The organism is Bacteroidia bacterium, assembly GCA_016218155.1.
Lineage (GTDB): Bacteria > Bacteroidota > Bacteroidia > Bacteroidales > GWA2-32-17 > GWA2-32-17.
This window is the reverse complement of sequence record JACREQ010000069.1, coordinates 22,116-37,668: the sequence shown is the minus strand read 5'-3', so window position 1 is coordinate 37,668 and position 15,553 is coordinate 22,116. Positions and strand designations below refer to the sequence as shown.

Genomic DNA, 15,553 nt, shown 5'->3' with positions numbered 1-15,553 from the left:
AGTGAACTAACAAAACAAAGAATACTATTACTTTATATCTAACTCACATTATTACAAATACAAACCTTAAAGTAGAAAATTAAAAAAATACCATATCTTAATATTAATCAATCTTGTTTTTATATTTCTCACTTCCTCCTAATTTTAAATATAATTCGTTAATTTCTTTTTTCAGCTCAATCATTCTTAATTCCCTATTTATCAATAACTTGTTAAATCTTTCCAATTCATTTGATTTGCGAATAATTTCATTTTGCTCCTTTTTTCTTTCAGTAATATCAACAAATGTAATAACAGAGCCTGTAATAACATCATTTTCAATAATTGGAGAGGTACTATAAGCAACATAGAAACCTGTACCATTTTTCCTCCAGTAGTAATCCTCTCCACTCATTTGCTTTGCACTTTTTAAAGTAGAATAATTCGGACAACTTTCCTTAGGAAAAACATCGCCATTTTGATATGAATGATGAATTTTAGAATGACAATCCTGTGCTAATAATTCTTCCCTATCATAACCTAATAAATTAGATGCCATTGGATTTATAAAGCTAATAGCACCTTTTTTATCAATTCCTAAAATACCTTCACCAGCAACATCTAATATTATATTTACTTTTTTATTTGCATTAATTATTAATTCTTCATTTTGTTTTCGTTCTGTAATATCTCTGTCTACTCCCCTGTATCCGATAAGACTTCCATCATTGTTAAATATTGGCACTCCACTTGTCTCAAATATTTTTAATTTACCGTTTTTATCAATAAGAGTATTTATTAAACTATCAAATGCTTTTTTTGAAGAAATTATTTCATCAGATATTTTCTTTACTCTTATTGCTTCATCAGGTGGCATATTTTCGAATGGTGATTTGCCTAATAAATCTGAAGATTTATAACCGAGAATATTTTCAATTTGTGGGCTAATATATGTGTACACACCATTAATATTGGTTTCCCATATAATGTCACTTGAGGCTTCAACAAGATTTCTAAATTTTAGTTCGCTATTAACAAGAGCTTTTTCTGCATTTCTTCTTTCAGTCAGAATTTTATTCAGCATATTGTTTTTAACAAAAACATTAATAAGAATTAAAAATAAAACAATGATTAAGATTATTAATATTACTGATTCTATAACTGCTGAGATAACATTATTTCTCCATGAACTTGCATCGAAATCTAAACCTAAAACAGCAATTATTTTATCTGTTGTTTTATCTTTAATTGGCACATAAATACTTCTCCAGGTTCCCCATCTGTCTGTTAATTCCGAAGTAATAAACTCTTTTCCGTCCAAAAAAGGTTTTTTATCTTCAAATTTAGCTTCGGTATATTCCTGACCTGGAGGAGAATAATCTTTTGAATTTTTTAGTTCAGAGTCTGATAAAAAATATATTTTATTTTTCTTATTAACCCAGATATATGCAAACTGTATATTGTTATCTACATGAACAATTTCAAATAAATGTTGATTAATACGTTTATATTCCAATTTACTTGTATCATCAATAATTCCATTAAGTTTTTTAATGTCATCAATTGGCATTAAAGCAACACATGTTCTTGCAATTTTTAAAATACAAATGGATTGTTCTTTTTCTGCTTTTTTCCATGTTGAGTAAACAAAAAAGCAGCCCAGAATTATAAGCAAACAAAAAATTATAGCCTGAAAAAATTTTCGTGTAAATAAAGCTGTTATCATTATTATTTATTGAGTTTAATAAAGATAAGAATACTTTTATTTAATTAAATATTAAATAAATATTACACAGTAATAATAGTGATAAAACAAAAGATTTATTCAGGTATTTTTACTTGATTAAATCTTTATGATTTTATTTTTTATGGCATAAGTAACTAAACCAACTGTGTTTTTTGCTCCAACTTTTGCAATTAAATTGGCACGATGCCCATCAATTGTTCTGGCACTCAGAAAAAGCTTTTCAGCAATTTCATGATTATTTAAGCCATTTGTAATTAATTCGAGTACTTCAATTTCTCTTTTAGAAAAATGAATATTTTCTTTAGAATTATCTAGTGAAGGCTTATCTACAAATTTAGAAGTTAATATTGATAAAAGCTCATTTGAAAAATAACTTTTGCCACTCATTACAGCTTTTATTGCATTTGAGATATCTTCAATATCTACAGTTTTCAATAAAAATCCTTTTGCACCAGCTTCCAGCATGCTTTCAAGACATTCTTCATCTCCATTTGTGCTTATTGCAATTATTTTTAATTGAGGATTTTTAGTTGTTGCAATTTTTGTTGCTTCAATACCATTCATTTCCGGCATATTAATGTCCATAAAAACTATGTCGGGGTTCATATTAAGATAATTATCAATGAACTCTTTTCCGTTTGACGCTTCTCCAATAACATTAATGCCTTCAATAGCATTTAATTGGAAAATGATTCCTTTTCTGAAAATAGGATGATCGTCAACAATTATAACATTAATCATAGGTAATTATGTTGTAGTTTGGTATACAAATATAATAATAATTTATTTTAAAAAATATTTCATTATTTTCTCGCCTAACATCGATTTATTATATGGTTTGGTTAAATAATCGTTGCATCCTGCTTCAATGGCTTTTTCTCTATCTCCGGCAAGTGCAAAAGCAGTCTGAGCAATAATAATAACTTTTTTATTAAAATGTCTTATTTGCTGAGTGGCTTCATATCCATCAAGATCGGGTAATTTAATATCCATCAATATTAAGTCAATATCAGGATTCTGTTTACAATATGTTACAGCTTCATTTCCGTTTACAGCAAATAATATTTCATGACAGAAATCTTCGACAGAAATTTTATTAAAGATCATTGATGCTTCATCATCTTCAACAATTAATGCTTTTAGTTTTTTTGAATTTATTTTATTATTAATAGATGAAACAGGTTCGTGAATAATCTCTATTTCTTCTTCTGAAACTGGATTGTATGGCAAAGTAAAATAAAACTCAGAGCCCTTTTCATTACTATTACCTTCAGAATCTTTTTTAACCCATATTTTTCCACCCATCATCTCTACATAGGCTTTAGATATGGACAACCCCAAACCAGAACCTTCATATTTTCTATTTAATTGTTCGCTGCCCTGTCTGAATCTTTCAAAAATAAGTTCTTTCTGATGTAATGGAATGCCAATACCGGTATCTTTAACATAGAACTCCAAAATATTTTCCTTTTTCACATAGCCTATTTCAATAACTCCATCAGGGGTAAATTTTAAAGAATTCTTTAAAAGGTTTGTTAATATTGAATTTAATTTTTGACTATCGGTTTTTATTATTGATTCATTGTTTTGTAATGATTTTTTGTGAATTAGTTTTAGTCCCTTTGATTCTGCTTCAGGTTTAAAAAATGAATAAATATAATCAATCTGCTTATTAATGTTTGTTTCAGAAATATTTAAATCCATTAAACCTGCTTCAACTTTAGAAATGTTAATAATGTCATTAATAATATTTAGCATTCTGTTACCACTTTCTTCAATAATTTTAATATAATCCTTTTGTTTCTCGGTTTTAAGATCTGGCAATTTAAGAAGTTCTGCAAAACCTAATATTCCATTCATTGGTGTTCGAATTTCGTGGCTCATATTTGCCAAAAATGCCGATTTTAAACGATCACTTTCTTCAGCTTTTTCTTTAGCTTTAATTAAATCAAGTTGTGTTTGTTTTAAATCTGTGATATTTATATTTGCAATTAAGAAATTACTTATTATATCTTCGCTAAATTTAATAGGTGTAACATAGTTCATATAAAAAACTCCATCTTTATATTCAACTTCATAATTTGAAGTCTCTCCCTTAATTGCTTTATCGATATTGAACTTTAATTTATCATAATTATCTTTTGATAAAATTTCACTTACATGTTTATTTCTTAAATTCTTTGGATTAAAACCATATTTAATATATTCGCTTCCTCCTGTTAAAACAATATTTAAGTTATTATCTAATAATGTTGCATTTGCATTTGGAAAATTATCAATAATTAATTGTAAAACTGATTCACTTTCTTCAGCTTTTTCTTTAGCTTTTTTTAATTGGGTTTGGATGATTTTATTTTCGGTGATATCCTGACATGTACCAAAAGACATTATGGGTTTGTTGTTACTATCTTGAAAAGTAATCCATCGTTCTTCTACGTGTTTTATCTCTCCTAAAGGTGTTATTATTCTATGTTGAACACTATTATAATCTTTTGATGAAAAGGATTTTGTAAATACATCTTCAATTCGGTCGATATCATCAGGGTGAACATAGTCTAAGAAAGAAATATGTGTGTTTTTGAATTGTTCTTTATTAAGACCAAAAATTTTGTAGGTTTCGTCTGACCAAATAACATCCATAGTAATTAAGTTGGTTTCCCAACTTCCTACTTTAGCAACAGCTTGTGCCTCAATTAATTTACGCTCATTTTTTTCAGCTTTTTCTTTTGCTTTTATAAGTTCAATTTCTATTTGTTTAAGTCTGGTAATATCAACATTAAACCCATACCAGGCAATACTTCCATCAGGCAATTTTTCTGGATTGGATCTTGAATATATCCATTGTATTTCTTTTCCAGGTATTTGCACTCTGAATTCACAAGTAAAATAAGTTAAATTTTTGGCAGAAAATTCAATGTCAGCAATCACTCTTTCTGCATCTTCGGGATATATAACTTTTGCAATAGGTGTAAAATCATTTAAAACATCTTCAGGAGAACAGCCAAAAATATTTACAATACCTTCTGAAGCTACCGGTACACAATATGAGCCATCAGGTTTTCTTGTAAATTGAAAAATAAGATCGGGAACATTAGCAGAAAGTTTTCTGAATTCTATATCTTTTTCACGAAGTTTTGCTTCAATTTGCCTGCGCTCTGTTATATCGCGACATATAACAACAGATCCAGAATAGTTATCATAAATATCGTAACTAAATTTTGCATGATCTTCTCTCCATAAATACTCTCCTTTTTTATTTTTTACCCTATAGGTATAAATCAAATCGGGCAATTTTAATTTTATTGCATTATAAATTTTAGCAAAAAGTTCATCTTTATCATCTGGATGAATATTTAAGGCTATTTCTTCAGCATCTTTACCTAAAGATTCTTCGATAGTATATCCAAGTTGTTTAATATAAGAAGGAGAAACATAATTAATTTTCTGATCTGGACCAAAACCAAGAATTCCATCAAATGTATTCTCAGCTATATATCTGAATTTTTCTTCGCTTTCTTTTATTTTTTCTTCTGTATTTTTGCGATCTGTTATATCAATTGTAAAACCAGCCAGAAGATTTTTTCCATCAAATTCTATTGGAAACTTTATTGTAGTATAATAAAATCCATTCAGAAATTCGTCTTCCTGAAAAATTTCTCTTTTTTTAACAACTGACCAATCATCAGCTGTTATTTTAGAAGCAAACTCAGGTGGAAATAATTCTTCCATTGTTTTACCAATCATTTCACTTCCCGGTATTCCAATCATGTTTTTATAATTTTCACTTGCCTGTATCACTCTGCTTTCAGTTTGAGTAACTTCTTTTATAAAAGTGTAAACAGGTGAATAATGCATAAACAATGAAAACAGTTTTTCTATTTCTTTTAATTTTTTTTCTGATTCTTTGCGTTCAGTAATATCACGTGCAATAGATTGATAAACAGTTTTATTTTTATATTGGATTATATGTGTGCTAATTTCAACAGGTATTATGCTTCCATCCTTTTTAACATGTTCTACTTCAATCAAAGCATGTTTTTTCTCTTTAATCCCTTTTAGTAATGTGGGTAATAAAAATTTTGTTTTTTCAGAATTTATGTCAAAAGGAGTTAGGTTTAAAAATTCTTCTCTAGAATATCCGTATCTCTTACAAGCAATATCATTAACTTCAATAAACCGGTTTGTTTTGGTTTCATTGGTAAATTCAGAAATAAATATCGCATCATTTATACCTTCAAATAAAGCTTTGTATGTTTCTTCACTTTTGCGCACTAACTTTTCTGCATTACTTCTTGCAATAATATTGGAAATTATTTGAGCAAAAATTTGACAATACATAAATTCTTCATCTGACCATGCTCTTACATTTTTTGTTGAGGCAAAAGATATAGTACCGTAAACAATTGGATTTCCATATGAAAAAGGAATAGCAAGTGTAGCTTTATCATTATAATAAAGTAAATTATCTTTATCTACTTTAGATTCAATAGCCATGGAATTAACATCATTTACAGCTACAATCTTTCCATCAAGCAGCTGCTTTGTAAACCATGGAAATAATGAATTTGTAGTAACGTTTTCAGGAACAGGAGGTATCTCATCAAGTGTGCACAAATGAGTCATATACATTACTTCTGGTTCAGTTATTGTACCTTGCCAAAGTGCAGAGCGCTCCATTCCCAATAATTGACAGAACTTTCTTTGTGCTGAAATAATAAATGAATCAAGATTATCAACAGATATTTTCAGAAAATCATTCTGAATTTCTGAAATTAGTTTTTCAAATTTATAACGAATTTCTAATAGTTTTTCATTTTGTTTTCGATCAGTTATATCCCTGTACCATGATACAAATAATTGCACATTATTAATATTTATTATTTCAATAGAAACTAACACAGTTTTTATATTACCTGATATAGTTTTAAAATTTATTTCTCTGTTATTAATATAACCGTTATTAAGTAAATCTGTAATCAACAAATCTCTTTCATTAGGATCTTCATAAGTATCAGTTGTTTTATATTTAAAAAGTTCTTCTTTAGATTTTATTCCATGAAATTCTAAAGTAGCTGTATTGCAATCAACAAAGTCACCATTTTTATTTGAAATAGTAATAGGGTCAGAGGATTTTTCAAAAAACAATCTGAATTTTTCTTCGCTTTGTATTAATTTCTTTTCTGACAATTTACGCTCTGTAATATCAACAAAAGATGCCACTATTTTATTTTTATTTTCTATCATTGAAACAGACATTAACGAATGCCTTATTTCTCCATCCTTACGATAAAAAGTAAATTCATATTTATCTGGGGCAGCTTTTGGATTTATTAATCTGATTCTATTGTACTCTTTTAATCGTTCAAGATCTTCCGGTGGAATTTGTTTAGTCCAACTTAAACCTATTACTTCGTCTCTTGTATATCCACTGATTTTTAGATATTCATCATTAACCATTGAAATAGTGGTATCAGTTTCAATAATTGCAATAGCAGATGAACTGCTTTCAAATATTGCTCGAAAATTTTCTTCACTATGTTTTAATAATACCAAAGATTGTTGCTTTTCTGTAACATCTAACATACTAATAACAAGGTTAAGCTTACCATTGCTATCTTTAAAATGCGACATATGTTTTTCACAAAGGCGTTTCTCACCATCAGCACGAATAAAATAAAATTCATAATGGTGTTCATATTCTTCACCTTTAACAAATTTCATAAAATTTGAGACAACAAACTCTAATGATTCAGGAGCTATAAAAGCGGTAAATGAATCGGCAGCATAAATCATTTCAATTGTAAACATTCCCATTTTAGCCATTGCCTGATTAGCCCAGACAATTTTCCCTACTTCATTTATTATACAAATTGAATTAAAAGAATATTCTGAAACAGCACGAAATTTTTCTTCACTTTCTAAAAGTTTTCTTTCTGCTAATTTGCGCTCTGTTATATCAGTTGCGAGAACCTGAATTCCAATAATTTTCCCATCACCATCTTTAATTTTTGTATGATTTGACAAAAACCAAAAATTTCCTGTATCTGTTTCAACATAATCTTCATATTCTAAACTTGACTTAGATTCTGAGGCTGCTTTAATACGCTGAAGGTATATTAAACCGGCTTCATTACCAAAAACTTCAATTAACGATTTCCCTATATAATCTTCTTCCTTTCCACCTAAGTTTTGAATTGCTTTTTGGTTGAAAAAAAGTATTTTTCCATCTAAAGCATATACCCCTACACCAATTCCTGAGTTATTAATAAGTATACGATACTTTTCTTCACTTTCTTTCAGTTTCTTTTCAATAATTATGCGCTCTGTTATATCTGTTGTTTTTCCGTTTATTTTTAAAAGATTATAGTTTTTATCCCGAAGAAACACCATAGAAATAATGGCAAATCCATGTGTTTTATCCTTTTTTATATATTCAATTTCTAATTCTGCAAAATTTCTTAGTTTATCATATTCTTTTTTATGAAAATGCATCATTCCAATACTAAATTCATCTCTTATTAATTTAGCAGATTCAGGTGTTACAAAATCGTCAAGTGTTTGTTTTAGATGCTCTTCCTGAGTATAACCCAAAAATTTAAATACAGAAGTAGAAACATAATCCAGATTAAAATCTGGTGTCATTGTCCATAAAATATCATTAGTGTTTTCAACTATAAACTGATATTTTGCATTACTCTCCTGCAATTCATACTCAATATGTTTGCGATATGTTATATCTTTATCTGCTCCTCTATAGCCAATAAGATTTTGCTCAGTATCAAAAATTGGAAAACCATTGGTTAATAAACATACCCTATGCCCATCTTTATGCAAATTCCAATTTTCTAAATCAACAATATTACTTTTTGCTTCAATTATCTTTTTAAAAATGATACTTACCTTTTCACTTTCTTCATTAGACATGAAATCAAATGGAGATTTACCAATCATTTCGGCAGAAGTGTATCCCAAAATTTTTTCAACTCTTTCAGAACAATAACAATATTTACCGTTTTTATCAATTTCCCAAATCCAGTCTGAAGTACTTTGAATTATTGAATTGTTTCGTGCTTCACTTTCTTTTAAAATCTTAGATGTTTCAATTTCTTTAAGGTTTTTTAATCCTATTCCTGCAATAACTTCAATAAAACCTTTAATAAAATCTAAATAAAGTGTAAGTTTTTCTTTTGTCCATATAGGAACTTTATTTACTGCTTCAATATATTCCTTTTCATTAAATCCGTATTTCTTTGCCTGTTGTTTAAAAAATTCTATGTCTGGTTTCTCAAGAAAAAACTGTCCTGTAAAAAAATTCCCTAAATGCATTCCATCAATAATAATCGGTGTAGCATTATCAATTAATCCATGAGGACAGTTATAACTTACAGCAGGGTTTGCTTCCTTAATATGTTCTATAATGTACTGGTCACTCTTAATACATTCTTTTTCACATTGTAGATTTGTTCTGTGAAATTTTGTGCATACATCCTGCCATGCAACAGCCGTAAGAACTTTTCCATTATTATCAATAATTGCTGAAGGAAAAGAATATATTTTATTAAGTTTATCTTGCAATTCCTGAAGTAATGGAATGTCAATTAAATCTTCTAAACTATAGTTCATATGTTTGTTTTTACCTGCAAATTAGACAAATATAAATTTTCTTAAATGTACTGCAAATCATAATAGTATACAGCATATACAAAAATATAGTTATTTTTATATAAATATCCTTATACATAGGTGTTTTTTAGCAGAATATTGTTTCTTGTAAATTTTAAAAAAAAGAAAAGAGCTATAAAATTTACTCATAACATCTTTTTTTAAATGATATGAGAAAATTTAAGTGAAATATGTTAATCAAAATTTTGTATTTCAACTTTAGGCACTTTAAGTATTATAGATACATATAACTTCTTTTTGCAAATAATTGAAAAAAACACGCACTTAATAAATGAAGTACTTCGTCTTATAAAAGTGCAAAGAGTTTAAAATTTTATGCATACAAATTTGTATCATAAAATTAAACCCCTAATGAATTACGCCAAAATAAATAATTTCTTATTCTATAAAATATTTTTTTGGCGTATTCCATGTGACATATTTAATAAAAATAAAAAACAACCACATGAAAACAAAAAAGTATTTATTAATTACAGCTGTCGTAGTGATAGCAATGGTTTTGATTTATTCAACAATAAGCTCGAGACCACAAATTATTAAAACAAATCCTGCTTTTGTAAAATACATTTCGGCATTCACTTCCGGAATGATATCGCGTAAAAGCACTATCAGAATTGAACTGGCGAGAAGTATTAACGAAAAAAATATTATTGCACAGACAACCGATTCGGTAGCTCAGACAACTATTCCGGAAACAACAAATGGTGTTGAAACAGTATCTGCGTTAACATTACCCGATTCAAGTTTATTAGACGATATTTTTAATTTTGAACCAAATATTAAAGGTCATGCCATTTGGATATCTGATAGAATTATTGAATTTATTCCAGATGAAGAGTTGCCTTCAAACCAGTTTTTTAATGCAGAGTTTAATTTAAAACAGATAATTGATGTAGAATGTGATTTCGAGACTTTCAATTTTCAATTTTCTATTTATCCTCAAAGTTTAAGTGTAGTGATTGATGGTCTGCGTAGTTATAATGATTATAATATTGAATGGCAGAAACTCACCGGAAGTATTAAAACATCAGATTTTGCAGATACTGCAACAATTAAAAAAGTATTAAAAGTTACACAAAACGGTAAAGAAATTCCTGTAATTATAAATCCCAGTTATTATGATAATACATTTTATTTCTATGTAGATAGTATTGAGCGTAAAAATAAACCTGGAAGAATTGTTGTTACATGGGATGGTGAAAGTATAAACAGTAACACAAGCGGTAGCAGGGAAATTGAGGTTAAAGCATTAGGCGATTTTTCTGTAACAAATTCCAAAGTAGTAGATGATGGCGACCAATATATTGAATTAACTTTTAGCGATCCTCTTGATTATAATCAGAATTTAAAAGGGATTGTTACTTTACAAGGAATTGAAAATTTAACTTATGCAATTGAGAATAATGTGGTGAAAATATTCTTGCCTAATCGTATTCAGGGCGAAAAAATGATTTCAATAACAAATGGCATTAAAAACTTTAAAGGTTATAAAATGAATATTGCTTATAGCGAAAAACTTTATTTTGAAGAACCTAACCCAATGGTAAGAATAAAAGGGAAAGGCAGTATTTTACCTAATTCCAACGGATTAATATTTCCTTTTGAAGCTATATATTTAAAAGCTGTTGATGTTAGAATTATTAAAATTTATGCAAATAATGTACATCAGTTTTTACAGGTAAATGATTTAGATGGACAATCACAGCTAACCAGAGTTGGAAAACAAATTATAGAGAAAAAAATTGACCTCGGAAAAGACAAAAAAATAAACCTTAAACAATGGAACACGTTTGTTATTGATTTAGGTAAACTGATTTCTCCTGATCCCGGTGCTATTTATCGTGTAAGCATTAAGTTCACTAAGAAATACGCTTTATGCGATTGCCCTGCAGAAGAAAATGAAGAGAATGAAAATGCCGAGATAACAGAGAGTCTTGAAGATAAAAACTGGAACGAAAACGGCTGGGATTACTGGGGTTTTGATGACGGTTACGATTCATGGGATTATTATTACGATGACAATGCTTCCCCCTGTGATAACGGCTATTACTATGGAAAAGCAGTTAGCAGAAATATTTTAGCATCAGATTTAGGTTTAATTTACAAACTTGATGAAAATAAAACTTCCCATGCTTTTGTAAATAATATGATTACAACACAACCTGTAGCAGGTGCTACAATTGAATATTATGATTACACCAAACAATTGATTGCATCAGGTATAACAAATGGTAATGGAATACTTGATTTAAAATTAAACCGCAAACCTTTTTTAATGGTTGCAAAATACGGGAAACAACGTGGATATTTAAAATTACTTGATGGATATGCAAATTCGTTAAGTAAATTTGATATCGAGGGGGAAGTTGTTCAGAAAGGAGTAAAAGGCTTTATTTATGGCGAACGTGGCGTATGGCGTCCGGGAGATTCACTTTATATAAATTTCATTTTAGAGGACAAAGAAAAACGTTTACCGGCTAATCATCCTGTAAAATTTGAGTTGCAAGACCCAGAAGGAACGGTAATTTGTCAGACTACAAAAACAAAAAACTTAAATGGATTATATGATTTTAGAACAGCAACAAGTCCGGATGCTAATACAGGTAACTATTTAGCATATGTTACAGTTGGGAACAGAGTTTTTAACAAAGTTCTGAAGATTGAAACAGTAAAACCAAACCGCTTAAAAATTTATCTCGATTTTGACAAAGAAAAAAACAATGATACTACAGCAAAATTATCAGTAAAATGGCTGCATGGAGCAATTGCAAAGAATTTAAATGCAATGATTTCTGTGAGTGTTTCTCAAACTAAAACATCTTTTGATAAATATACCGCTTACGAATTTGATTCACCAATAAGAAAATTCAGTTCTAATACAGAAGCCATTTTTGATGGAAAACTTAATGAAAAAGGTGAAGCTACAATTAAAACAAAACTTAATATAGGTCAGGTAGCTCCGGGAATGTTAAGAACAACATACACAACCAAAGTATTTGAAGAAGGTGGCGATTTCAGTATTGACAGATACAGTACTACTTATTCTCCTTATAAAAATTACGTTGGTCTTTATACACCAGTAGCAAAAAATTATGACAACACTCTAGAAGTTGGAAATAAATACAAGTTTGAAGTTGTTACAGTTGACAATAAAGGAAATCTTGTAAATACAGGAAAACTACAGGTAAAAGTTTATAAAATACAATGGCGCTGGTGGTATGAAAAAGACGAAGAAGATTTGGCTCAATATATTTCGCGTGCAGGAACAATTGTAATAAAAGACACATTAATAAAATTAACCGATGGAAAAGGTGCATTCAAATTCGGAATAAATTATCCTGAATATGGTCGTTACCTAATTACAGTAACAGATTTAACAGGTGGTCATCAGACCGGAAAATTAATCTACATTGACTGGCCTTACTGGAGCAGAGCAAACAGAAGCACTAATGAAAATGCTAACATGTTAAACTTCGCTTGTGATAAAGAAAACTACACAACAGGTCAGAATATTAAATTGTCTATCCCCTCTCCTGCCAATGGTATGGCTTTAGTAAGTGTTGAGACAGGAACCAAAGTGGTTAAAAAATTCTGGATTCCAACAAAGAAAGGTGAAACTATTTATGAATTTCCTGCAACACCTGAAATGGCACCAAATGCATATTTACATGTCACGTTGTTACAACCACATGCAAATACAATAAATGATCTTCCTATAAGAATGTATGGCGTTGTTCCTATAATTGTGGATGACCCACTCACCCATTTAAATCCTGAAATAAAAATGCCCGATGTTATTAAACCTGAAACAAGCACAACTATCAGAATTAAAGAAAAGAACGGCAGGAAAATGACTTACACCTTAGCAATAGTTGATGATGGATTATTAGACTTAACGCGATTTAGCACACCACAACCATGGACAACATTTAATGCACGTGAAGCTCTTGGAGTAAAAACATGGGATATGTACGATTTTGTAATTGGAGCTTATGCAGGAAAATTGGACAAATTGTTAAGTATTGGTGGCGATGGCGATGGATTAAATGGAAAAGGATTAAAAGCAAACAGATTTAAACCAATGGTAACATTTATTGGTCCGTTTACTTTAAATGCAGGACAGGAAAAATCGCACAAAATTCAAATTCCTAATTATGTAGGCTCTGTTCGTGTAATGGTTGTTGCAGAAAATAATGGCACATATGGAAATGCAGAAAAAACTGTAGCAGTAAGAAAACCACTAATGGTTCTGGCAACTCTTCCAAGAGTTTTAGGACCGGGAGAAACAGTTGCTTTACCTGTAAATATTTTTGCAATGGAAAAGCATGTAAAAGATGTTAAAATAGATGTAGAAGTAAACGAAATGTTCACTATTGAGGGCAGTAAACAACAAATAATGCACTTTAATGAGATTGGCGATGATGTTATAAATTTTAAATTAAACACTGTGCAGAAAGTAGGAATTGCCAGAGTAAAAATAACTGCAACAAGTGGAAAAGAAAAAGCATATCAGGAAATTGAAATTGATATCCGCACTCCAAATCCAAAAGTAGTTGATGGTTTTGATATGGTTTTAGAACCGGGTAAAGAATGGAATACAGATATTAATTTCAAAGGTATTGAAGGTACAAATAAAGCAACCATTGAACTATCAAGCATTCCTGCTATGAGTTTGGAAAAAAGACTTGATTATTTAATTCAATATCCTCACGGATGCATTGAACAAACCACTTCTTCAGTATTTCCTCAGTTATTTGTTAGCAATTTAATAGAATTAACAGATAAACGTAAAGATCAAATTTCTTTTAACATTAAAGCTGCATTAAAAAGGTTACAATTATTTCAGACTGCAAATGGCGGATTCTCATATTGGCCAGGCGAAGGAACAGATAGCGAATGGGGAACAAATTATGCAGGGCATTTTGTTATTGAAGCAGAGAAGCAAGGTTACAATCTACCCATAAATATGAAAGCAAAATGGGTAAAATATCAGCAGGAAAAAGCTCGCAACTGGTCAAATGTAACTCCTGCATACAGTGGACCTCATGGCGGTGAAACAAACGAAAACATGCAGGCATACAGATTATTTGTTTTGGCAATGGCTAATACTCCTGAGCTTGGTGCTATGAACAGATTACTTGAAGAAAAGAAACTTTCTGCTTCTGCAAAATGGAGGTTGGCTGCAGCATATAAAATTATTGGACAAAAAGAAGTTGCATTAAAATTAATTGAAGGATTACCAACAACTGTTGTAGCCTACAAAGAATTATCATATAGCTATGGTTCAGACATAAGAGATAAAGCTATGATTCTTGAATCACTAAGTTTATTGCAGGAAAAGACAAAAGCATGGCCTGTTGCAAAAGAGATAGCTGCTTCGCTTAGTTCACAGTTATGGATGAACACTCAGGAAACTGCATATTGTTTATTAGCTATGTGTGAATATACAGGTGCTAAAAATAACTGTGAAATTAATTTTTCATATTCGCTCAATGGCTCAGCAAATAACGATAAGAACACAAAAAAAACAATATACCAGATTAAGTATAACGAAAAAGATTTTGCAAAATCAGCAAACTTCACTGTAAAAAACAATGGTCAAACAACTCTTTTTGCAAAACTTATTGTTGAAGGTACTCCATTAATTGGTGATAAAACAGCTGCTGCAAAAGATTTAAAAATGGAAGTAAAATATCAGGACATGAGTGGAAATTTGATTCAACTGGATAAAATAGTTCAGGGAACTGATTTTGTAGCTGTTGTTACAATAACAAATCCGGGAACAAAAGGTTACCTGCAGGAAATGGTATTAAATCAGATTTTCCCATCCGGCTGGGAAATCCATAATACACGAATGGATGAAACTGGGGCAACAAATCCTGCACGTTACCAAGACATAAGAGATGACAGAGTTTACAGCTATTACAATTTAAACCAGAACGCAACTAAAACATTCGAGATACAATTAAATGCAACTTACCTGGGTAGGTTCTATTTGCCTACAGTTTATAGCGAAGCAATGTATGACAACACAATTAATGCACGTATTCCTGGCAGATGGGTTGAAGTTGTGAAAGAAGAAATAACTGCAAAAAAATAATTATTCATGGGGGTTAATTGTTTTCCGGGTGCCTTTGGTACCCG

Annotated in this window: 4 protein-coding genes; 1 reads left to right on the top strand and 3 read right to left on the bottom strand. The window is 29.9% G+C overall.

The annotated features are described in order from the left end of the window. Nucleotides 1–103 precede the first annotated feature (103 nt). The 3 genes from HY951_12230 to HY951_12220 all read right to left on the bottom strand — a co-directional run bounded on the left by HY951_12230 (nucleotide 104) and on the right by HY951_12220 (nucleotide 9,349). On the bottom strand, nucleotides 104–1,705 hold the full coding sequence (locus HY951_12230) for a PAS domain S-box protein (protein MBI5540822.1): 1,602 nt from the start codon (nucleotides 1,703–1,705) through the stop codon (nucleotides 104–106). A gap of 117 nt (nucleotides 1,706–1,822) precedes the next feature. Further along, complete coding sequence (locus tag HY951_12225) at nucleotides 1,823–2,467, bottom strand: response regulator transcription factor (protein ID MBI5540821.1); 645 nt, start codon at nucleotides 2,465–2,467, stop codon at nucleotides 1,823–1,825. 42 nt (nucleotides 2,468–2,509) lie between these two features. Then, complete coding sequence (locus HY951_12220) at nucleotides 2,510–9,349, bottom strand: PAS domain S-box protein (GenBank protein MBI5540820.1); 6,840 nt, start codon at nucleotides 9,347–9,349, stop codon at nucleotides 2,510–2,512. A gap of 505 nt (nucleotides 9,350–9,854) precedes the next feature. On the opposite strand from HY951_12220, the gene HY951_12215 reads away from it, so the two are divergent. Further along, entirely contained in the window at nucleotides 9,855–15,509 is a 5,655-nt protein-coding gene (locus HY951_12215; protein MBI5540819.1) for a hypothetical protein, read from the top strand. The last annotated feature ends 44 nt before the right edge of the window (nucleotides 15,510–15,553 follow it).